Consider the following 21,210-nt stretch of genomic DNA (forward strand, 5'->3'; position numbering starts at 1 on the left):
GATGGAACAGGAATGCGGCTGATCAGCCGCGCGTCGCCACGCATTCGATCTCGATGTCGAACGGCAGGGGCCAGGGTTTGATCGCGGCGCTGGTACGCGCCGGGAAGCCTTCGCCGAAACGTTCCCTGTAGACGGCGTTGACCGCGCCCATCAGCGCCGGATCGGTCACGAACACAGTCGCCTTCACGACCTTGTCCAGCGACGAGCCGGCGTGGCGCAACGCCATGTCCAGCGCGTCGAGGCAGGCGTGCGTCTGCGTCCCGATATCGCCCGCCACGATCTCACCGGTGCGGATGTCGATCGGAGGCATGCCGCAGGTGAAGAGCAGATCGCCGGCCCGGACCAGCGCCGAGGTCGGCGCTCCCAGCTTGCGGATGGCTTCGGAGATGACGGGGATCTCGATCACTTCGCGCTGCATGCTGGCCTCGCTGCCGGAACTGGAACGGCTGTAGCACGCCGTGTCGATGCAGAGTCAGACTGTCATTCCTGGGCTTCGCGCCAGCGACGAGCCCGGAATCCATGAGCAGCGACGGAACGCAAAACGGCGGCGTCGCCGCAGCCTCTGTTTCGGAGCCGTGGTTTCGTGTGTTTCATGGGTTCCGGGGCTCAGGCCTTCGGCCTGCCCCGGAATGACCGGGTGTTTTCCGCGCAAATCCCGCGCCGGTTTAAAGACTGGCAACCACCACGATGCGCTTCACCTCGCCGCGCAGGAAGGCCTGCAGGAAGCGCTCGTAATCCTTGAAGGAAATGCAGCCATTGGAGTCGCCGCGCGGCCCGAGCAGATAGGTGTGAGCCAGCAGGCCGGCGCGGCCATGGATGGCGCCGCTGCCGCCGACCGGGTTCAGCCGGATGGCGCGCACGCCGTGGAACAGGGCCTCGCGCTCGGTCAGCGTGTAGGTGTGCGGCGGCGTGACGCCCTTCATCCGGACATGGGCATAGCGCGCATCGTCCATCATCTCGCCGAGGCCGGAATGGGCCTCGAGCCGCTCGCCATTCGGCATGTAGACCATCTTGGCGCCGATATCGTAGATCGCCGTGCCGGCCTCCGCTGTGCGCGGCGGCGTGCCGGCCGAGGGGCTGAGGCGGGTGATGCGCCCGCGATCGACGACATCGTCCTGCGGCGCGGCATAGGCCAGCGCCGTACCGGCCGGCTCCTGCTTCTGCACGCCGAAGAGCTTGTCGAAGAAGGAGCGATTATCCTCGGGCGTCGGAGCCGCCGCGGCGGTGCGGCTCCGGCGAGGCGCGGTCGGCTGCGCGACGCGCGGCTGGAGTGGCTGTTGAGGATCAGCCTTCGGCAGCAGGTCCAGGGGCCGCGGCACCGGCATGGGCATCGGCACGGACTTCTCCGCCAGGGTGACGGGCGGCTGCGGCGGCAGAGGCAATGCGGGCTCGGCAGCCGCGACGGAGGTTGAAGACGGGGCCGGGTTCGCCGACTGGAACGCAGAGCGCACCGGAGCGCCCGGCACGAAGGAAGCGGCATTGCCGCCGGACAACGCGGGATCGAGCAAGCCGCTATAGGCCGGGGCAGCCTGCGAAGCGGCACGGCCTGGCGGCGTCTTGCGCGCATTGGCGGAGGGGGCGTTCGCGGTGTCGTTTCCCGGAGTGCCCTGCCCGAGCATCCAGAAGCCCGACATGGCGCCGCAGCTCAGGGCGGCGGCCAGGAAGAACCCTTTCAGCAGAGGCCGGCGACGGCGGCGCGACCGCACATAGGGTACGCCACCTTCCCGCACATAGGTCGCATAGGTCATCCGCCGCACTCTCGATACGCTTACGCTACGCCCGACGGCCGCGGACACGGCTTCGCCGCTCGCACTCCAGCCGAGGGAGCGCGACGCACGTCGCGATGTGTCCGAGCATGCCGGGAAAACCAAACTTTGTTCTGTTCCGATAAGGCGCTTTGTTGGTTAATCGCCGGTGAACCGCATCGATAATTTTTGCGATGTCGCGGCGTTCGCCTGCCGCCGCGGCGCTCCCAAGGCCACGGAAAGACGGCGCCATGATGGCGGGCCGCTTCTTGGGCCGGAGGCGAAAATTTCTCGACCCTTCGCCCCGATTGGCCCATCATTCTGCGCAAGGCTGGATTTCCGCCCGTTTTTCCCACCTCAACGCTCGAATCGGATATGTCACAGGGATCGCAGCCCCAGGGACAACAATCCCAAGGACAGCAAGCCTTCGCCATGGCTGCGCAGGAGGCCGGAAGCGCCGTGACCAAACCAGCCGAGCCGAGGACCAGCTCCGTCGCGGCGCTGGGCGCCATCGTCAGCGGCGCGCTCATCCTGCAGATCGCCGCGACGATCGTGAACACGGTGGTGCCGCTGAAGATGGCGGTGGAGCAGAAGGCGCCGCTGCTGATCGGCCTCGTGGGCTCGGCCTATTCGGTCGGGTTCCTGGCCGGCTGCTTCGTGATCCCCGCCTTCATCCGCCGCGTCGGGCATATCCGCGCCTTCGCCGTGTTCGCGGCGCTGCAGGCCGTGCTGACCTTGAGCTTCGCGATGACGCCGCTGGATATCTGGGGCGCCTCGCGGCTGGGGATGGGCTTCGCCGGCGCGGGCCACGCCATCTGCATCGAAAGCTGGATCAGCGGACAGGCCAAGGCCGGCCAGCGCGGGCGCGTCTTCGGCTTCTACCAGATCCTCAACCGCCTCGCCCTGATCGGCTCGCAGATCGGCGTCGGCTATGTCTCGCTACAGTCGGGCGACATCTTCCTGTTCGCCAGCGCCGCCTTCTCGATCGCGCTGATCCCCGTCGCCATGACCAAGGCCAAGGGGCCGGAATCGGGCGAGGTCGTCTCGGTCAGGCTCAACACGATCTGGCAATATGCGCCGGCCTCGGTCATCGGCTGCCTCTATGTCGGGCTGATGGGCGGGGCGCTGACCAATGTCGCACCGGCCTACGGCATCCTGATCGGGCTCGACCAGGCCTGGGCGATCCTGCTGACGGCCGGCATCCAGATCGGCGCGCTCATGCTGCAATGGCCGCTCGGGCTGCTGGCCGACCGCGTCGAGAGCCGGATCATCATGCTGAGCGCCACGCTCTCTGTGGTGCTCTGCTCGCTGGCGCTGGGCGCCGTGCTCTGGCTCGCCGTGCCACATACCCGGTTCTGGCTGTTCGGGCTGTTCGCGCTGATCGGCGCGGGCAGCATGCCGATCTATACGGTCGCCGTCGCCCATGCCTATTTCCGGCTCGGCCGCGAGCGGGCGCTGGGCTTGTCGGCGCAGCTGCTGTTCCTCTGGGCGACAGGCTCGGCCATCGGCCCGCTGGTCTCGACCGCCTTCATGCAGGCCGTCGGCCCCAACGGGCTGCTGGCTTATCTCGGGCTGCTCTCGGCTGCGGCCAGCGCCTATCTCACCTTCCGGCTGAGGCGCAACCCGCCCTCGGCCAGCCCCTTCGGCGAGCGCCCGACGACGGCGCCGACCATCCCCGACGTCTCGCCGTCCGGCCGCTCGCAGGGCGGCAAATAGTCCGGGCCTACGCCGCCGGCGCGTGGCGGCTCGGCTTGGCCTTGAGTTTCAGCTCTTCCAGATCCTCGCGCTCGCGCGGCGTATTGCGCATGAGCTGGTCCTTGCCGGGCTGGTACTGCACCGGCTGGGCCGTATCCACGCCATACCAGGCCGCGGCGCGCAGCACGAAGGACGGATCGGCCAGATGCGGCCGGCCGAGCGCGACGAGATCGGCGCGGCCGGCGGCGACGATGGTGTTGACCTGATCGGCCGTGGTGATGTTGCCGACGCACATGGTCGCGACCTCCGCTTCGTTGCGGATGCGATCGGAGAACGGCGTCTGGAACATGCGGCCATAGATGGGCCGGGATTCCTTCACCGTCTGGCCGGTCGAGACGTCGACGAGATCGCAGCCCTCGGCGGCGAAGGCCTCGGCAATGGCGAGGGAATCCTCCGGCGAGAGCCCGCCATCAGCCCAGTCCGTCGCCGAGACGCGGACCGACATCGGCTTCTCGCGCGGCCAGCTCTCGCGCAGCGCACGGAAGACCTCGAGCGGGAAGCGCAGCCGGTTCTCGACCGAGCCACCATAGTCGTCCGTGCGCTTGTTGGTCAGCGGCGAGAGGAAACTCGCGAGCAGATACCCATGGGCGCAGTGCAGCTCCAGCATGTCGAAGCCGGCGCGTTCGCCGCGCGCGGCCGCCGCGACGAACTCGGACTTCACCTTGTCCATATCCGCCCGCGTCATTTCGCGCGGCACCTGGCTGTCCGGATAGTAAGGCAGCGGCGATGCCGAGACGATCGGCCAGGCGCCATCGGCGAGCGGCCGGTCCATGCCCTCCCACATCAGCTTGGTCGCGCCTTTTCGCCCGGCATGGCCAAGCTGGAGGCAGATCTTCGCGGCCGAATGAGCGTGGACGAAAGCGACGATGCGCGTCCAAGCCGCTTCCTGCTCGTCGTTCCAGAGGCCGGTGCAGCCGGGGGTGATGCGGGCGTCCGGCGCGACGCAGGTCATCTCGGTGAAGATCAATCCGGGGCCGCCGATGGAGCGCGAGCCGTAATGCATCAGGTGCCAGTCATCAGGCAGGCCGTCCTGTGCCGAATATTGGCACATCGGCGAGAGGGTCATGCGGTTCTCGACCTGCATGTCCCGGAGCCTGAAGGGCTGGAAGGCCGGCGGGACCGGCGAGCCGTCCTTGCGACGCCTCGCCAGCGGGCCGAGCCCCTGGGCGACCAGCTCGTCCACGGCCGACACCATCGCCGGCGCGCGCAGCGCCAGATTGTCGTAGGTGATCGCCTTCGAGCGCGTCATCAGACCGAAGGCGAAGCGCAGCGGCTCGAAATCCCAGAAGCGCCTGAGCTCCTCGAACCAGACCAGCGAGACATCGGCCGCGTGCTGCGTCTTCTCGACCTCCTCGCGGCGCTGCTTCTCGTACAAAGCTAGGCCGGAAGCGACATCGAGTTTGGCCTGCCCCATCGCCTTGTGCAGCGCGATGGCATCCTCCATCGCAAGCTTGGTGCCGGAGCCGATCGAGAAATGCGCGGTCGCCTTGGCGTCGCCGATCAGCACGACGTTCTCGCTCACCCAGTTGCGGCAGCGGATCATCGGGAAATTGCGCCAGAGCGAGCGGTTGGTGATGAGGCTGTGGCCCTGCAGTTCCTCGGCGAAGACGCCTTCGAGGAAAGCGGCCGACTGCGCTTCGTCTAGCTTATCGAGCCCGGCCTTCTCGAAGGTCTCGGGGTCGGTCTCGAGAACCCAGGTCGAGCGCCCTGCTTCGTACTGGTAGCAATGAGCGATGAAGACGCCATGCTCGGTCTGCTTGAAGAAGAAGGTGAAGGCGTCGAAGGGGCGGGTCGAGCCCATCCAGGTGAAGTGGTTGGGCCTGAGATCGACCTGCGGCTGGAAGCGCTCGCGCCAGTTCTCGCGGATGCGGCTGTTGATGCCGTCGGCAGCGACGACCAAGTCGTAATCGCGTTTCAGCGTATCGATATCGGCGATATCGGTTCCGAAATGCAGGTTGACGCCGAGTTCGCGCGCCCTCGCCTGCACCAGCATCAGCAGCGAACGGCGAGAGCAGCCGCAGAAGCCGTTGCCGGGCACGCGGTAGGTGTCACCCTTGAAGCGGATTTCGATATCGTCCCAATAGGCGAAGTTGTCGCGGATGGCGGCATAGCTCTCCGCATCCGCCGCCTTGAAGGTGTCGAGCGTCTGGTCGGAGAAGACGACGCCGAAACCGAAAGTGTCGTCGGCCTGGTTGCGCTCGAACACGTCGACGGTGAGCTGGGGCCAGTCCCGCTTCATCAGCAGCGCGAAATAGAGGCCCGCCGGCCCGCCGCCCACAACCGCGATACGCATCGACGCCTCCATCAGGGAACCGGCCGATCCGGTCTAGAAATTATTTTAAGCCTAAAATGATTTTGAACTCAAGGGGCTTTCGACCTTTCCGGCCCGAACATCACAACAGAGCCAAGTGTGGCCGGAAACGCCTTCGAATGCCGCAAAATCATCGCTGCATCGCATACTCACAGACAAGCCGCTTGCAAATTGATTGAGACTTAAAATATATTCGACGGCGGAGGTCGAACGGTCATGACTCTGCAGGGACAGCGCGCGCTGGTGACGGGAGGCGGACGTGGCATCGGCCGCGCCATCGCCGCCATGCTGACACAGGCAGGGGCGCAGGTCAGCATTCTCGGCCGCGACGAGGCTGCCTTGCGGGATGCCGTCGCAGCCGGCGCGGCAGCCGATTTCGCGACCTGCGACGTGCGCGACGAGAGTTCGGTTTCCGCTGCCCTGGATCAGCTCCCCGGCGGACGTGCCTTCGACATCGCGATTGCCAATGCCGGTGCGGTCGAGACCGGCCCGTTCATGCGCAGCGATAGCGAGCGCTTCCGCCGCATGGTCGAGATCAACCTGATCGGCACCGTCAATCTGTTCCATGCCGTGCTACCGGGCATGCTGGAGCGCCAGCGCGGCCGGCTGATCGCCATCGCCTCGACGGCCGGATATCGCGGCTACGCCTATGTCAGCGCCTATGCGGCGGCGAAGCATGCCGTGATCGGGCTCGTGAAATCGCTGGCGCTGGAGACGGCGCGCTCGGGCGTCACCGTCAACGCCGTCTGCCCGGGCTATGCCGACACCGACATGGTCGCGAGCGGGCTCGACGCCATCGCGGCGAAGACCGGCAAGAGCCGCGAGCAGGCGCTGGCCGAGATGGTCAAGGACAATCCGCAGGGACGGCTGATCGCGCCGGAAGAGGTCGCCGCCGCGGTGCTCTATCTCTGCGGACCGGGCAGCGATGCGGTCACCGGCCAATCGCTCCTCATCAATGGCGGGGAGTTCTGAGATGGACACGCCCTCTTCCGCCCTGATGCTCGATCGCGAGACCAAGGCGAGCGAACGCCCCGGCGACCACAAGGACGAGCTCAGGCTCTGGCTGCGCCTGCTCACCTGCTCGACCCTGATCGAGACCGAGATCCGCAACCGGCTGCGCGAAGAATTCAAGACCACGCTGCCGCGCTTCGACCTGATGGCGCAGCTCGACAAGAGCGTGGTCGGCATGACCGTCGGCGAAGTCTCGCAGCGGCTGATGGTCTCGAACGGCAATGTCACCGCCGTCGTGGCCGGCCTCGTCACGGATGGGCTGGTCGACAAGCGCTCCGCGCCGCAGGACCGGCGCGTGCAGATCCTCACGCTGACGGCGCAGGGTCGCAAGGCCTTCAGGGCCATGGCCGAGCGCCACGAAAGCTGGATCGCCGAACTCTTCGCCGGGCTCGACCAGCCCGAGATCGGGCAGCTCTTCCGCTTGCTCGGCGAGACCAAGACCTCGCTTCATCGCGCCATTGCCGGCCGGGCGAAGGACGCAGCCGACGCGGCCGCGAAGGGAGACGCCTGATGACGATCGCCAACGCCACCACCCTGCCGCTGGCCGGCTTCACGCCGCAGCATTTCGCCCTTTCGGTCGCCGGCAAGGTCGCGACGGTGACGCTCAACCGGCCTGAGAAAAAGAATCCGCTGACCTTCGCAAGCTACCGCGAACTCACGGATTTCTTCCTCGCCGCGCAGAAGGAGGAAGACGTCAAGGCGATCGTGGTGACGGGCGCCGGTGGCAATTTCTCTTCGGGCGGCGACGTCTTCGAGATCATCGGCCCGCTGGTCGCGATGGAGACGAAGGACCTGCTCAAATTCACCCGGATGACGGGCGAGCTGGTCAAGGCGATGCGCGCCTGCCCGCAGCCGATCATCGCCGCCATCGACGGCATCTGCGCAGGGGCCGGCGCCATCGTCGCGATGGCATCCGATCTCAGGTTCGGCACGGGCGGCAGCAAGATCGCCTTCCTGTTCAACCGGGTCGGCCTCGCCGGCTGCGACATGGGCGCCTGCGCGATGCTGCCGCGCATCATCGGCCAGGGCCGCGCCGCCGAGCTGCTCTACACCGGCCGCGTGCTCAAGGGCGAGGAAGCGGACCGCTGGGGCTTCCTCAACCGGCTCTGTGCGTCCGAGGCCGTGCTTTCCGAGGCGCAGACGCTCGCGGCAGAGTTGGCTGATGGCCCGACCTTCGCCAATGCCATGACCAAGCGCATGCTCGAGATGGAATGGGCGATGTCGGTCGAGAGCGCGATCGAGGCCGAGGCCGTGGCGCAGGCGCTGTGCATGCAGACCGAGGATTTCGCCCGCGCCTATCACGCCTTCGCCGAAAAGCGGAAACCGGTCTTCGAGGGCAACTGATATGCACCGCGCCGCTCATCTCGGCCTCGGCATCCTCGGCGATACGCTGGACTGGCCGTTCTTCGAGGAGCGCCATCGCGCTTTCGCTGAGGAACTCTCCGGCTGGGCCGATTCCTATCTCGCCGATCTGCCGCATGACGATGTCGACGAGGCCTGCCGGGCGCGTGTCGCCGCCTTGGGCGCAGCCGGCTTCCTGAAAGCCGTGGTGCCGGCTGCCTATGGCGGGCTTTCCGACAAGCTCGACGTGCGCACGCTTTGCCTCGCCCGCGAGATCCTGGCTGCTCATGACGGGCTCGCCGATTTCTCCTTCGCCATGCAGGGGCTCGGCACGGGCTCGATCAGCATCGCTGGTTCTGAGGACATGAAACGGCGCATCCTGCCGGATGTCGCGGCGGGCAAGCGCATCGCCGCCTTCGCCCTCTCGGAGAAGGAAGCCGGTTCGGACGTTGCCGCCATGGCGACGACCGCGACACCGGACGGTGCCAACTATGTCCGCATCGACGGCGAGAAGAGCTGGATCTCGAATGGCGGCATCGCCGACCATTACGTCGTCTTCGCCCGCACCGGCGAAGCGCCGGGCGCACGCGGGCTCTCCGCATTCCTGGTCGAGGCCGATACGCCCGGCCTGACGATCGCGGAGCGTATCGAGGTGATCGCGCCGCATCCGCTCGCGACGCTGCGCTTCGAGGGCTGCCGCGTGCCGCTCGATAACCGCATCGGCGAGCCGGGCGATGGTTTCAAGGTCGCGATGGCGACGCTCGACATCTTCCGCTCGACGGTCGGCGCCGCCGCGCTCGGCTTCGCCAGGCGGGCGCTGCACGAGACCCTCGCCCATGCCAATGGCCGCAAGCTCTTCGGCGGTACGCTCGGCGACCTCCAGCTCTCGCAGGCGGCCATCGCCGACAGCGCGGCGGAGGTCGATGCCGCCGCCCTCCTCGTCTACCGCGCCGCCTGGACCAAGGACCGCGGCGCGGCGCGCGTCACCCGCGAGGCCGCGCTCGCCAAGCTCATCGCGACGGAGAACGCCCAGCGCGTGATCGACCGGGCCGTCCAGATCCATGGCGGCCTCGGCGTCACCAAGGGCGTCAAGGTGGAGGAACTCTACAGGGAGATCAGGGCGCTGCGCATCTACGAGGGTGCCAGCGAGGTCCAGAAGGTCGTGATCGCGCGCGACCTGCTCAAAGCACATGCCGCTGGAGCACGCGCCGATCAGGTTGCACCGCAACCTGATCGGATAACGCGTTCTCCATTCAATAATTAGAGGCGGATTCACTGATCAGGTCTCTCGACCTGTTCAGATCCGGCTCTAGGCAGGGGAACGAGATGACAGCAACCGCATTCGCGAGATCGGGGCATAAGGACAGCTTCGCGCGGGACAACCTGCCCCCGCGCGAAAGCTGGCCCGATCTGAGAGTGGAAGAGGCAGGGCTCGCCTATCCCGAGCGGCTGAACTGCGTCGCAGAGCTGCTCGACAGGCACATCACCGAGGGGCGCGGCGGCCGGACCGCAGTGCTCGCGGCCGACCTGAACTGGAGCTATACCGACCTCGCGGAGCGGGTGAACCGCATCGCCAATGTTCTGAGCCGCGATCTCGGCATGGCCAGCGGCAATCGCGTGCTGCTGCGCGCCGGCAACACACCGATGATGGTCGCCGCCTATCTCGCCGTCATCAAGGCCGGCGGCATCGCCGTCGCGACCATGCCGATGCTGCGGGCTGGCGAGCTCGCCTATCCGCTGCGCAAGGCGAAGATCGCACTGGCACTCTGCGATCATCGCCTCACCGCCGAACTTGAAACCGCGAAAGCGCAGGCGCCGGAGCTCGCCCGCATCGTCGCTTTCGGTTCAGCCGGGAGCGAGCTGGAAGCGCTGATGGCGCAGCCGGGCTACGAGCATTTCGAGGCCGCCGACACCGCCCGCGACGACGTCTGCCTGATCGCCTTCACCTCCGGCACCACCGGCGAGCCGAAGGGCACCATGCATTTCCACCAGGACATGCTGGCGATTTGCGACTGTTACGGCGCGCGCGTCCTCAAGGCCTCGCCCGACGACCGCTTCACAGGCTCGCCGCCGCTCGCCTTCACCTTCGGCCTTGGCGGGCTCGTCCTCTTCCCGATGCGGATCGGCGCAGCGATGGTGCTGCCGGAGAAGGCGGGTCCGGCCGACCTGATCGACGCGATCGAGCGCCACAAGGTCAGCGTCGTCTTCACAGCGCCGACCGCCTATCGCGCCATCCTCGACAAGCTGGAAGGGCGCGACATTTCCTCGCTCAACATCTGCGTCTCCGCCGGAGAGGCGTTGCCGAAGGCGACATTCGACGCCTGGCAGGCGCGGACCGGTCTGCCGCTGATGGACGGCATCGGCGCGACCGAGATGCTGCATATCTTCATCGGCGCGCCGCGCGAGGCGATCCGGCCGGGCGCGACCGGGCTTCCGGTGCCGGGCTACGAGGCGAAGATCGTCGACGATGAGGGCAAGGACGTGCCGGATGGCACGCCAGGTCGGCTCGCCGTGCGCGGGCCGACCGGCTGCCGCTACCTCGCCGATCCCCGGCAGGCGAAATACGTCCTCGACGGCTGGAACATCACCGGCGACACCTATCTGCGCGATGCCGACGGCTATTTCTGGTATCAGGCACGCTCCGACGACATGATCATCTCGGCCGGCTACAACATCGCGGGGCCGGAGGTCGAAGCCTGCCTACTGACGCACGAGGCGGTGGCCGAGTGCGGCGTGGTCGGCGCCCCCTGCCCCGATCGCGGGCAGATCGTGAAGGCCTATATCGTGCTGCGCCAGGGCGTCACTGGCGATGCGGCGATGGCCAAGGCGTTGCAGGAGCATGTGAAGGCCGGTATCGCCCCTTACAAATATCCGCGCGCCATCGAATTCGTCGCCGCCTTGCCGAAGACGGCGACCGGCAAATTGCAACGCTTCGCCTTGCGCCAGATGGCGCGCGACGAGGCCTGATCCTCCGACCAACCAGAGCCGAACGGCCGAAACCGAGGCGACACCATGTCCAACGCTTCCTCTTCCCGCGCCATCCTGCCGGAAGGCTGGCCGCAGCCGCGCGGCTACGCCAACGGCATGGTGGCCGAAGGCCGCGTGCTGGTGACCGGCGGGCTCGTCGGCTGGAATGCCGAAGGCGTCTTCGCGCAAGACTTCATCGGGCAGCTGCGCCAGACCTTCCTCAACATCAAGGCGGTGGTCGAGGCCGGCGGCGGTTGCGTCGAGGATATCGTGCGCCTGACCTGGTACGTCACCGACATCGCGGCCTATCGCGCCAGCCTCAAGGAGATGGGGCCGATCTATCGCGAGGCCTTCGGCCGGCATTTCCCGGCGATGGCGGTAGTGGCCGTGAGTGCGCTGGTCGAGCCGGAGGCGCTGCTGGAGATCGAGGCGACGGCGGTTGTCGGGGGTTGAAGTCTTGCGTCATGCTCGGGCTTGACCCGAGCATCTCTCGTCCCGGAACGCTCCCGCGCCTCATCGGCCAGAGATTCTCGGGTCGGCGTTCCGCCGCCCGAGAATGACGGCTGGATATCCTCAGATCCCCGCGCCGTCCTGGAGCGCGCCGGCCGGTTGCTTGCGCCAAAGATGCATGTGCAGCGCGCGCAAGCTCGGCCGCAGCAGGATGTCGCCAAGGGCGAGCGCCAGTGAGACCGTGGCATTGGCGGTGAGCAGGAAGGCCGCGGCGAACAGCCCCGCGGTGCTCAGGACGCGCCAGCTCAAGGCGGCGAGCCAGGCGCGACGGTCCGGCGTGCCACGTCGACCGACGATGCGGATGAGGGCGCGCTTGGCCTTTGCCAGTGCCCCGCCCTCGCCCACCGCCTGCTGCGTATCACCCTCTCCGGGCTCGATGAAGCCGAAGGCAACCGTCTCGTTGCTGATGCGGTCGATCAGGATGAAGCCGCCGAGCTCGTGGCTTTCGGCATAGGGCAGCGAGACCAGCGGCCGGTCGAGCCGAAGCGTCACGAGGCCGATGCCGTTCATGCGCAGGCTCTGCGCCGGCTGGGGCCGGAAGCCCTCGATGTCGACGCTGTGATGCAGCGCCTCGATCGTGGCCGTCGCGCTCTGCGTCGCGAGCTTCACGAGGAACTGCGAGCCTTCCAGCATGGCGCGCTCGCCGGTCCAGAGTAGCCGCGCCTTCACGCCCCGGCTGATGCGCAACGCCGAGCCGGCGGCAGCGATGACATCGCCGCGCGAGATGTCGATGTCGTCCTCAAGCGTCACCGTCGCCGCCTGGCCTGCGCCGATCTGGCTGGCCTCGCCGGCCGCGCCGATCAGGCGGGCGATGCGGCTGGTACGGCCGGAGGGCAGCGCGATCACCGGATCGCCGACGCGGGCGCGGCCTGCGACGGGCGCGCCGGCATAGCCGCGAAAGTCCAGATCCGGACGATTGACCCATTGCACCGGCAGGACGAAGCTTTCGTCGCGCGGCGCCGGCTGCGTGATCGCGACGCTCTCCAGATAGGGCAGCAGCGCCGGCCCGTCATACCAAGGCATGGCCGCCGACGGCCGCATGACGTTCTCGCCGTCCCGCGCCGAGACCGGGATGAAGCGGATCGAGGCGAAGCCCAACGAGGCGACCGCCGCGCGGTAATCGGCCGCGATCTGCTCGAACACCGCCTCGTCGTAGCCGACGAGGTCCATCTTGTTGATCGCCACGACGATATGGCGGACGCCGACCAGCGAGACGATGAAGGAATGGCGGCGCGTCTGCGGCAGCAGGCCCTTGCGGGCGTCGATCAGGATGATGGCAAGGTCGGCGGTGGAGGCGCCGGTCGCCATGTTGCGGGTATATTGTTCGTGGCCGGGCGTGTCGGCGACGATGAAGCTGCGATTGTCGGTGGCGAAATAGCGATAGGCGACATCGATGGTGATGCCCTGTTCGCGCTCGGCCGAGAGCCCATCGACGAGAAGGGCGAAATCAGGGGCGGCGCCTTGCGTTCCGAACTTGCGGGAATCGCTGTCGAGCGCGCTGAGCTGGTCGTCGAAAACCGCGCCGGCCTCGTAGAGCATGCGGCCGATCAAGGTCGACTTGCCGTCGTCGACCGAGCCGCAGGTGATGAAGCGCAGCAGGGAGTGCTGGCCGGTTTCGCTGGCGCTGGGCGTGTCGTTGGCGGGGAGAAGGCTCTGCGCCGGCCTCAGTGCCTTCAGGTTCTTTTTGGCCAGGTTCCTGGCGATGGCGAGGCCCATCAGAAATAGCCTTCCTGCTTCTTCTGCTCCATCGAGCCCGAACCGTCATGGTCGATGACGCGGCCCTGCCGCTCCGAGGACCGGGAGGAGCGCATCTCGGCGATGATGTCGGTGAGATTGGCCGCCTCGCTCTCGACGGCGCCGGTCAGCGGGTAGCAACCCAGCGTACGGAAGCGGACCATGCGGGTCTCGACGACCTCGCCGGGGAGAAGCTCCATGCGCTCGTCGTCGCGCATGATCCAGGCGCCGTCACGCTGCACGACCGGGCGCGGCGCCGCGAAATAGAGCGGCACGACGGGGATATTCTCGAGCGCGATGTAGTCCCAGATGTCACGCTCGGTCCAGTTCGAGAGCGGGAAGACACGAAAGCTTTCGCCGCGATGCTTGCGGGTGTTGAAGAGCTGCCAGGGTTCCGGGCGCTGGTTCTTGGGGTCCCAGCGATGCTCGGGCGAACGCAAGGAGAAGACGCGTTCCTTGGCGCGACTCTTCTCTTCGTCGCGGCGCGCGCCGCCGAAGGCCGCATCGAACTTGTGGAAGTCGAGCGCCTGCTTCAGCCCCTGCGTCTTCATCACGTCGGTGTGGATGCGGGAGCCCGAGGTGAAAGGGTTGATGCCGGCCGCGACTCCGTCCTGGTTGATGTGGACGATGAGATCCAGCCCCAGGCGCTTCGCCGTCTCGTCGCGGAAGGCGATCATGTCGCGGAACTTCCAGGTCGTATCGACATGGAGCAGCGGGAAAGGCGGCTTGGCCGGATAGAACGCCTTCATGGCGAGATGCAGCAGGACGGCGGAGTCCTTGCCGATCGAGTAAAGCAGCACTGGCTTGTCGCAGGTCGCCACCACCTCGCGGATAATGAAGATGGCTTCCGCTTCGAGCTTCTGGAGATGGCTGAGCTGGATCATGCGTGCACCTGTGCCGGAGCGCTCTGGGCCCGCGCCAGCTTTCCGTCCGGCCCGACATGCAGGCCGCATTCCTTGGCGGCGTCGTCCTCCCACCACCAACGCCCCGCCCGCTCCGGCTCGCCGGGGCGGATGGCGCGGGTGCAGGGCTGGCAGCCGATCGAGACGAAGCCCCGCGCGTGGAGCGGATTGATCGGCACGCCATTCGCCTCGGCGAAGGCGAGCGCGCGCTCACGCGTCCAATCGATGAGCGGGCTCGCCTTGACGAGGCCGCGCGCCGGATCGGCTTCCGCAAGCTGGACATCGCCGCGCGCGGCCGACTGGTCGGCGCGCAGGCCGGTCAGCCAGACATCGGCGCCGGCGAGCGCGCGGCCGAGCGGCTCGACCTTGCGGATGTCGCAGCAGGATTTGCGAGCCTCGCGAGAGCCGTAGAAGCCGTTGATGCCGTTCTGACGGACATGGAGCTCGACTGCGTCGTGCCGGGGATAGTAGGGGCGGATCAGGATGCCGTAGCGCTCCTCCGTCTCCTGCCAGAGCGCATAGACCTCGGGGAAAAGCCTGCCGGTATCGAGCGTGGCGACGGTGACCGGCAGCTTCGCAGCCGCAATGAAATGGGTCAGGACCTGATCTTCGAGGCCAAAGGAGGTGGTGAAGACCACGGGCCCGGCCGCGCCTGCAACGATGCCGGCAAGGCGCTGGGCGACATCGGCTGCACCGAAGGCTGTATTGAGCGCGGCCGAACGGTGCGCCAGCGTGTCGATGGACTGCACGTCCGTCGTTATTTCATCCGGGCCGGGGCTTGTCGCCATCGTTTTGGCCGTTCGTTCGGTAAATCGAACGAACCACTTATACCCATAGGGCCAAAGCTTCAATTCACAGCCGGTAGCGTGTTTTTTCTTATTTTACTTCCATTGGAGAAGATTGTTTCGGCTGATGGTTTGCGGGTGGGCGACCTTCAGGATTTCAATGAAAATCCCGCGATTTCGGCAGGATGCGCACGTTGCGCGGGTGGCGGTGGCGCGGCAATGGCGGGTTCTTCAGCTCATCGACGCAGGGCGGCGGCATCTCGGCGCGGTGCGTATCGGAAAGCGAGAGCAGATCGGCGGAACGATCGAAGATGCGCTGGGCCATCAGGTGTGTGACGCCCTCGACGCTCTTCTGCACCCTGCCCTCGACCAGCATCAAACGAGCGCCCATGACCTCGCGGCGGAAACGCTCGAACAGCCGGGCCCAGATCACGACATTGGTGATTCCGGTCTCGTCCTCCAGCGTGACGAAGATCGCCTTGCCGTTGCCCGGCCGCTGGCGCACCAGCACGACACCCGCTGTACGGACGAAAGCGGCGTCCGGCTTCGCCTCGGTTTCGGCGCAGCTCAGGATGCCCTCGCGCCGGAAGCGCGGACGCAACAGCTGCATCGGATGGCCCTTCAGCGAAAGCCTGACCGTCTGGTAGTCGGTGACGATATGCTCCGCCAGCGGCATGGCAGGCAGCGCCATCGCCGGCTCGCGCCCAAGCTCGCGGGCCTGCGCGGCCGCGAAAAGCGGCAGTGCCGGATCGTCCGGCAGGCGGCGCACGGCCCAGAGTGCCTCGCGGCGATCAAGGCCGAGGGAACGAAAGGCATCGGCATCGGCGAGCAGGCGCATGGCGCGGGCCGGCAGCCCGGCCCGGCGCATCAGCTCCTCGACGTCGCGGTAAATGCCTCCCGCTTCCCGCGCCTGCACGATGGCGAGGCCCCATTCCTCCTTGAAGCCGTCGATCTGGCGGAAGCCGAGGCGGAGCGCGAAGGGGTGTTTTTTCGTCTCCTCCTTCTCAGCCCTCATCCTGAGGAGTGCCGCAGGCGCGTCTCGAAGGATGGTTCGTGAGGCACTGGACCGCTCTGGACCATCCTTCGAGACGCCGCTTCGCGGCTCCTCAGGATGAGGGCTGCGAAAGTTGGAAGAATGCTGGACGTCATCCCGGGCGAAGCGAAGCGAAGACCCGGGATCCATATCCGAGCCTTCATCGGAAACGCTCAGGCATGGATCCCGGGTCTCCCTACGGTCGCCCGGGATAACGATGTTCAGTTCCTCCAAAGGCTCCAACCCGTTGTCCCAACCGCTCGCATTCACATCGACGGGGCGTGGCTCGACGCCGCCATTCTCCTGCGCCTCCCGCACGATCTGGGCCGGGGCGTAGAAGCCCATCGGCTGGGAGTTCAGCAGCGCGCAGGCGAATGCCGCCGGGTGGTGCTTCTTCAGATAGGAGGAGATGTAGACCAGCTTGGCGAAGGAGGCGGCGTGGCTTTCCGGGAAGCCGTAGCTGCCGAAGCCCTTGATCTGGTCGAAGCAGCGCTGGGCGAAATCGCGCTCATAGCCGCGCGCGACCATGCGCTCGACCATCATGTCCTGAAAATGATGGATGGTACCGTCATTACGGAAGGTCGCCATCGCCTTGCGCAGGCCGTTGGCTTCCGGGTCGGTGAATTTGGCGGCAACCATGGCTAGGCGCATCGCCTGCTCTTGAAAGAGCGGCACGCCGAAGGTCTTCTCCAGCACCGGGTAGAGTTCATCCGGCAGCCCGTGCTCGGGTGACGGCGAAGGATAGCTCACCTCCTCCAAACCGGCCCGCCGCTTCAAATAAGGATGGACCATATCGCCCTGGATCGGGCCGGGCCGGACGATCGCGACTTGAATGACCAGATCATAGAACTTCCGCGGTTTGAGACGAGGCAGCATGTTCATCTGGGCGCGGCTCTCGACCTGGAAGACGCCTAGCGACTTGCCCTCGCAGAGCATGTCGTAGGTGCCTTCGTCGCCGTCCGTGAAGTCAGCGAGTTCGTACCGCTTTTTCTCATAGCCCTTAATCAAATCCCCATAGCCCTCGATCAGATCGAACGCTTTGCGGATGCAGGTCAGCATGCCGAGAGCCAAGACATCGACCTTCATCAGCTTGAGTTCATCGATATCGTCGCGGTCCCATTCGATGAAGGTGCGGTCCTTCATTGCGGCATTACCTATCGGCACCGTCTCATCGAGACGGCCGCGCGACAGTACGAAGCCGCCGACGTGTTGCGAGAGATGGCGCGGGAAGCCGAGCAGCCGAATGGCGAAACCGACGGCGCGGCGGATCGACGGGTTCGTCGGGTCCAGCCCGGCTTGGCGGACGCGGTCATCGCCGATCTCCGTGCCCCAGCTTCCCCATTGCGTATCGGCGATGCGAGCGGTGATGTCCTCGGTGAGCCCCAGCACCTTGCCGACTTCGCGGATAGCGCTGCGCGGCCGATAGCGGATCACGGTGGCGGCGATACCGGCGCGATGACGACCATACTTCTCATAAATCCACTGGATCACTTCCTCGCGCCGCTGATGCTCGAAATCGACGTCGATATCGGGCGGCTCGCGCCGCTGCTCAGATATGAACCGCTCGAACAGCACGTCGTTGTCGGTGGGGTCGACGGCGGTGATACCGAGCACGTAGCAGACGGCAGAATTGGCGGCCGAGCCGCGCCCCTGGCAGAGGATACCTTCGCTCTCGGCGAATTCGACGATCTGGCGAATGGTCAGGAAGTAGCGGGCGTATTCCAGCTTCTCGATGAGAGCGAGTTCCTTAACCAGCAGTTTCTCGACCTTGTCGGGAACGCCGTCCGGATAGCGGATCAGGCTGCGGCGGCGGACCAGCTCCGCGAGCCAGTCCTGATCCTTCCAACCGGGTGGGACGGGCTCCTCGGGGTACTCGTATTTCAGCTGGCCGAGATCGAACTCGACGCGGGAGAAGAGATGCTGCGTCTCGGCGATGGCCTCGGGCGCGTCGCGGAAGAGGCGGGCCATCTCCTGCGGCAGCTTGAGGTGGCGCTCGGCATTGGCCTCGAGTGACCGCCCGGCACGCTCGATGGTGACGCCCTCACGGATGCAGGTGAGCACATCCTGCAAGTCGCGCTGTTCGATGGAATCGTAGAGCGCGTCATTGGTCGCGATCAGCGGCGTGCGGGTCGCGGCGGCGATGGCCTTGAGACGCGCCAGACGGCGGCGGTCGTCGCCACGCCGGTGCATGGTGGCGCCGAGCCAGATCGCGCCAGGCGCGGCCTCGTCGAGCCGGGCAAGCAGCGCCGGCAGGCCATCGAGATTGCGGCTGGGCATCAGGATGAGCAGGAGGTCGCGCGCATCGTTCAGGAGATCGTCGAGGTGGAGGATGCACTCGCCCTTTTCCGCCCTGAGATTGCCTTGGCTGAGCAGCCGGCAGAGCCTCCCCCAGCCCTCGCGATTGGCGGGATAGACGATGATGTCCGGTGTGCCGTCGGCGAAGACAAGGCGGGTGCCGGTCGCGAGCTTGAAACTCTGCGCCATGGCCTGCATGTGCTCACGGGTGAAGGGCAGGTCGGCGAAATCCGGGTTCTCGATCCAGACATATTCGCCGGGGCTGCCGCCCTCGCGGATTCTCTCGGGCGACGGCAGGCCGTCCTCGCGCAGATGCTTCAACGCGGCCCAGGCGCGTACGACGCCGGCGACAGTGTTGCGGTCGGCGATGCCGATGCCGGCATATCCCAGCAGCAGCGCCGTCAGCACCATGTTCGGCCCCGGCGAGGCCCCGCGCAGGAAAGAAAAATTCGTCGCGGCAACGGGTTCGGCGAAGGAGCTCGCAATCTGATTCACGCGAAGAGCCCGTGCAGGAACCAGCGCGGCGGGGCGCTTTCGGCCTCGTAGAAACCGATCCGGAACAGCCAGAAGCGGCGCCCCTGCGCATCCTCGACGCGATAATAGTCGCGCATCGGCTCGTCACTGCCGTCGCGCCACCATTCCGGCGCGATGCGCTCCGGCCCCTCGGCGCGGGCGACGTCATGGATGAGGCGGCGCCAGCGAAAACGGATCGGGGGGCCATCCGGCACCTCGGCGATGGCCTCGACCGGCTGGGGCGGCTCGAAGAGCTGGAGCGGGCGGGCCGGCGGCTCCTGCGGCTCAGGCTCGGGCCATGCCGCCTCCGGCAACGGAGCGGCAGCCGAAAGCGCCTTCGCGGCACGGACGGGATGATGCGTATCCTGCGCCGCGAAGCGCAGCACGCGGTCGCGGCCGAAGCGGGTGACGAGCCGGTCGACCAGATCGGCCACTGCCTCCTCCTCGACGGCGCGGCCGTCGAGGCTTTGCTGCTGATCCGTCAGCGGCTCGCAGATCGGCACCGCGAGCTTGACCGCGTCGAAGCCGAAGCCGGGATCGAGCGGATCGGCCAGCGCCTCGATGCGCTCGCGATAGAGCCTGAGCAAAGCCTTCGCATCGCGCGAGGGCCGGCCGGTCTCGATGGCGAGGCGGCGGACGGCCCCGTCGCTGCGGAAAAAGCCGATCTCGAAGACGCGCCCGCCTTCGCCGCGCGCCTCCAGGACCCGCGCCGCCTCCCCGATCAGCCGGACGACGACCGCCTCAAGGCTCGCGGTATCGGCGAAAGGCTCGGCGAATTGGCGCTCGACCACGCAATTGGGCGGCGGCCGCAAGGGGGTGATGCGGCGATCCTCTCGGCCGAGCGTGCGCCTTAGCTTAGTCGCCAGCGCCTCGCCGAAGCGGGCCGAAAGCGTCTCGGACGGGCGTTCGGCGAGATCTGCCAACGTCTTGAGGCCGGCCCGCGACAGCGCGATCACGGTCTCCGCCTCGATATCGAGCGCGTTGACCGGGAGCGGGCGCAGCGTCACTTCCTCCCGCCCCGGAGCGATGATGCCGCCCTGCCCGAAACGGGCGCAGGAACGGGCGGCATCGGGCGTGCCGGCGATGGCGGTCTTCAGCCCAAGACCGATCCGGCGCATGACGTGGTCGACGCGGGCAACGAGCCCTTCCTCGCCTCCGAACAGATGGGAGCAGCCGGTGATGTCGAGCAGGAGGCCGTCGCGGGCGTCGAGCGCGACCAGCGGCGTGAAGCGGTCGCAGACACTCGCGACCTCCTCCAGAAAATGCAGATCCGCCTGCGGCTGCGCCTCCAGCGCGACGAGATCGGGGATGCGGGCACGGGCATCGGCCAGGGTCAGCCCGCGCGTCAGACCGAGCCTGACGGCGCGTCTGTCGCAATCGACGATGCGCAGCGCATTGTGCTGCGTCTCGACCAGGACATGGGGCTTTTCAGCCGGCGCGCCGAAGCCCGGAATCGTGCCCGTCCGCCGCAACCTGTCCGTCGCCAGATAGGGGAACCAGAGGGCGAGATAGCGGCGCGGCATGGTCTGTCCGGATTGCCAGTCTGTCGGAACGGTCGAAAACGCTGCGTTCCTCGAAAGATCGTCGGTCACGGTCCCACTCCACACGCCACTCACGTTCCGCCGCGCCGCCGCGCTGGCGCAGCAATCTCACGGCGAAAGCCGGAGCGCCGGGGGCATTGGCCTCCAGCGCCCGCGAAGCGAGCGCCCGCACCTGCCAGCGCGTGCGGGCTGCGCTCGGCGCCTCCGCAGCCGCCACCCGCAGCAGCAGGACCGGCACGCCCGCGCCTTCGGCAGCTAAAGCGAGGCGCCGGCTCGCCGTCAGGTCGAAAGGGCGCGGCTCACCCCAGGGCTCGATCAGCACGGCGCCTAACGCAGAGCAGCGCGCCGCCTCGGCACCCGCCCGCAAGACGCCCTCGCCGTCGCGCGCCCGCACCAGCAGGAGGCGCGAGGGATCGAGGCCAAGCTCGTTCAGCCCCGGCGCATGCAATCGGCCGGCTTCGGCATCGACGAAATCCTGCCGCGCCCAGAGGATCGGGCGCTCTGGCACCTCGCCCTCTCCGTGCCCAGCCCGCAGGGCGATCCCGAGCGCAAAGCCGGTCGCGGCCGCGAGATCGGCGACCTCGGCGGCATAGACCTCATGCAGCGCCGCTCGCGCGAGCCCGCCGCTCAGGGCTTCGTCGAGCGAAGGCACGCCAAGGCCGATCCGCCCACCCGCGACAGGGCCAGCCCGCAAAGCCGCCTCGGCGAGGCTGCGGCGCAGATCGGACAGGGTCTGGGCGGTCGCTGCTGGCATGGAAACTCGAAAA

Annotated in this window: 16 protein-coding genes; 7 read left to right on the forward strand and 9 right to left on the reverse strand. The window is 67.1% G+C overall.

Annotation, left to right across the window (positions count from 1 at the left end; translation table 11 throughout):
- Window positions 1-22: 22 nt before the first annotated feature.
- Complete coding sequence (locus AC2FAN_RS02775) at window positions 23-418, reverse strand: RidA family protein (RefSeq protein ID WP_485172628.1); 396 nt, start codon at window positions 416-418, stop codon at window positions 23-25.
- Window positions 419-665: 247 nt separating this feature from the next.
- Window positions 666-1,748 (reverse strand): DUF2778 domain-containing protein, encoded by a 1,083-nt coding sequence (locus AC2FAN_RS02780; RefSeq protein WP_485172629.1) that lies wholly within the window; start codon window positions 1,746-1,748, stop codon window positions 666-668.
- A gap of 456 nt (window positions 1,749-2,204) precedes the next feature.
- Between AC2FAN_RS02780 and AC2FAN_RS02785 the strand changes: the two genes are divergently transcribed.
- Window positions 2,205-3,461 carry an MFS transporter gene (locus AC2FAN_RS02785; protein ID WP_485172630.1) on the forward strand — a complete coding sequence of 419 codons (1,257 nt, stop codon included), beginning with the start codon at window positions 2,205-2,207 and terminating at the stop codon, window positions 3,459-3,461.
- A gap of 7 nt (window positions 3,462-3,468) precedes the next feature.
- On the opposite strand, the gene AC2FAN_RS02790 is transcribed toward AC2FAN_RS02785, so the two are convergent.
- The gene (locus AC2FAN_RS02790; RefSeq protein ID WP_485172631.1) at window positions 3,469-5,793 is read right to left on the reverse strand and encodes a bifunctional salicylyl-CoA 5-hydroxylase/oxidoreductase; all 2,325 of its coding nucleotides are present in this window, start codon (window positions 5,791-5,793) and stop codon (window positions 3,469-3,471) included.
- Window positions 5,794-6,027: 234 nt separating this feature from the next.
- Between AC2FAN_RS02790 and AC2FAN_RS02795 the strand changes: the two genes are divergently transcribed.
- From AC2FAN_RS02795 to AC2FAN_RS02820, 6 genes are all read left to right on the forward strand, one after another.
- Complete coding sequence (locus tag AC2FAN_RS02795; RefSeq protein ID WP_485172632.1) at window positions 6,028-6,783, forward strand: SDR family NAD(P)-dependent oxidoreductase; 756 nt, start codon at window positions 6,028-6,030, stop codon at window positions 6,781-6,783.
- Window position 6,784: 1 nt separating this feature from the next.
- Entirely contained in the window at window positions 6,785-7,333 is a 549-nt protein-coding gene (locus AC2FAN_RS02800; protein ID WP_476805850.1) for a MarR family winged helix-turn-helix transcriptional regulator, read from the forward strand.
- Window positions 7,333-8,166, forward strand: a complete 834-nt coding sequence (locus tag AC2FAN_RS02805) for an enoyl-CoA hydratase family protein (RefSeq protein WP_485172633.1) — start codon at window positions 7,333-7,335, stop codon at window positions 8,164-8,166. Before AC2FAN_RS02800 ends, AC2FAN_RS02805 begins: the two co-directional genes overlap by 1 nt.
- 1 nt (window position 8,167) lies before the next feature.
- Window positions 8,168-9,427: an acyl-CoA dehydrogenase family protein gene (locus AC2FAN_RS02810; protein WP_485172634.1), complete on the forward strand. Its 1,260-nt coding sequence runs from the start codon at window positions 8,168-8,170 to the stop codon at window positions 9,425-9,427.
- Window positions 9,428-9,489: 62 nt separating this feature from the next.
- On the forward strand, window positions 9,490-11,130 hold the full coding sequence (locus AC2FAN_RS02815; protein ID WP_485172635.1) for a benzoate-CoA ligase family protein: 1,641 nt from the start codon (window positions 9,490-9,492) through the stop codon (window positions 11,128-11,130).
- A gap of 45 nt (window positions 11,131-11,175) precedes the next feature.
- The gene (locus AC2FAN_RS02820; RefSeq protein WP_265052973.1) at window positions 11,176-11,583 is read left to right on the forward strand and encodes a RidA family protein; all 408 of its coding nucleotides are present in this window, start codon (window positions 11,176-11,178) and stop codon (window positions 11,581-11,583) included.
- 120 nt (window positions 11,584-11,703) lie between these two features.
- On the opposite strand, the gene AC2FAN_RS02825 is transcribed toward AC2FAN_RS02820, so the two are convergent.
- From AC2FAN_RS02825 to AC2FAN_RS02850, 6 genes are all read right to left on the reverse strand, one after another.
- A complete protein-coding gene (locus tag AC2FAN_RS02825) occupies window positions 11,704-13,356 on the reverse strand; it encodes a sulfate adenylyltransferase subunit 1 (RefSeq protein ID WP_485172636.1) in 1,653 nt (550 codons plus the stop codon).
- Entirely contained in the window at window positions 13,356-14,258 is a 903-nt protein-coding gene (gene cysD / locus AC2FAN_RS02830; protein ID WP_485172637.1) for a sulfate adenylyltransferase subunit CysD, read from the reverse strand. The genes AC2FAN_RS02825 and cysD overlap by 1 nt, the downstream gene beginning before the upstream one ends.
- A complete protein-coding gene (locus tag AC2FAN_RS02835) occupies window positions 14,255-15,064 on the reverse strand; it encodes a phosphoadenylyl-sulfate reductase (RefSeq protein ID WP_485172638.1) in 810 nt (269 codons plus the stop codon). The genes cysD and AC2FAN_RS02835 overlap by 4 nt, the downstream gene beginning before the upstream one ends.
- A 154-nt stretch (window positions 15,065-15,218) precedes the next feature.
- The gene (locus AC2FAN_RS02840) at window positions 15,219-18,884 is read right to left on the reverse strand and encodes an error-prone DNA polymerase (protein ID WP_485172639.1); all 3,666 of its coding nucleotides are present in this window, start codon (window positions 18,882-18,884) and stop codon (window positions 15,219-15,221) included.
- A complete protein-coding gene (locus AC2FAN_RS02845; protein WP_485172640.1) occupies window positions 18,881-20,425 on the reverse strand; it encodes a Y-family DNA polymerase in 1,545 nt (514 codons plus the stop codon). The genes AC2FAN_RS02840 and AC2FAN_RS02845 overlap by 4 nt, the downstream gene beginning before the upstream one ends.
- Window positions 20,331-21,197, reverse strand: a complete 867-nt coding sequence (locus tag AC2FAN_RS02850; RefSeq protein WP_485172641.1) for an ImuA family protein — start codon at window positions 21,195-21,197, stop codon at window positions 20,331-20,333. The genes AC2FAN_RS02845 and AC2FAN_RS02850 overlap by 95 nt, the downstream gene beginning before the upstream one ends.
- Between the last annotated feature and the right edge of the window lie 13 nt (window positions 21,198-21,210).

The sequence above is a fragment of the Allobosea sp. RIT-PG3_2 genome, from assembly GCF_057321085.1.

Bases quoted from the DNA above. Each gene is read 5' to 3' on its own strand.
- AC2FAN_RS02795 (WP_485172632.1), top strand. From the start codon at position 6,028: ATGACTCTGCAGGGACAGCGCGCGCTGGTGACGGGAGGCGGACGTGGC.
- AC2FAN_RS02820 (WP_265052973.1), top strand. From the start codon at position 11,176: ATGTCCAACGCTTCCTCTTCCCGCGCCATCCTGCCGGAAGGCTGGCCG.
- AC2FAN_RS02775 (WP_485172628.1), bottom strand. From the start codon at position 418: ATGCAGCGCGAAGTGATCGAGATCCCCGTCATCTCCGAAGCCATCCGC.
- AC2FAN_RS02850 (WP_485172641.1), bottom strand. From the start codon at position 21,197: ATGCCAGCAGCGACCGCCCAGACCCTGTCCGATCTGCGCCGCAGCCTC.
- AC2FAN_RS02825 (WP_485172636.1), bottom strand. From the start codon at position 13,356: ATGGGCCTCGCCATCGCCAGGAACCTGGCCAAAAAGAACCTGAAGGCA.
- AC2FAN_RS02810 (WP_485172634.1), top strand. From the start codon at position 8,168: ATGCACCGCGCCGCTCATCTCGGCCTCGGCATCCTCGGCGATACGCTG.
- AC2FAN_RS02815 (WP_485172635.1), top strand. From the start codon at position 9,490: ATGACAGCAACCGCATTCGCGAGATCGGGGCATAAGGACAGCTTCGCG.
- AC2FAN_RS02790 (WP_485172631.1), bottom strand. From the start codon at position 5,793: ATGCGTATCGCGGTTGTGGGCGGCGGGCCGGCGGGCCTCTATTTCGCG.
- AC2FAN_RS02805 (WP_485172633.1), top strand. From the start codon at position 7,333: ATGACGATCGCCAACGCCACCACCCTGCCGCTGGCCGGCTTCACGCCG.
- AC2FAN_RS02835 (WP_485172638.1), bottom strand. From the start codon at position 15,064: ATGGCGACAAGCCCCGGCCCGGATGAAATAACGACGGACGTGCAGTCC.
- AC2FAN_RS02800 (WP_476805850.1), top strand. From the start codon at position 6,785: ATGGACACGCCCTCTTCCGCCCTGATGCTCGATCGCGAGACCAAGGCG.
- AC2FAN_RS02780 (WP_485172629.1), bottom strand. From the start codon at position 1,748: ATGACCTATGCGACCTATGTGCGGGAAGGTGGCGTACCCTATGTGCGG.
- AC2FAN_RS02845 (WP_485172640.1), bottom strand. From the start codon at position 20,425: ATGCCGCGCCGCTATCTCGCCCTCTGGTTCCCCTATCTGGCGACGGAC.
- cysD (WP_485172637.1), bottom strand. From the start codon at position 14,258: ATGATCCAGCTCAGCCATCTCCAGAAGCTCGAAGCGGAAGCCATCTTC.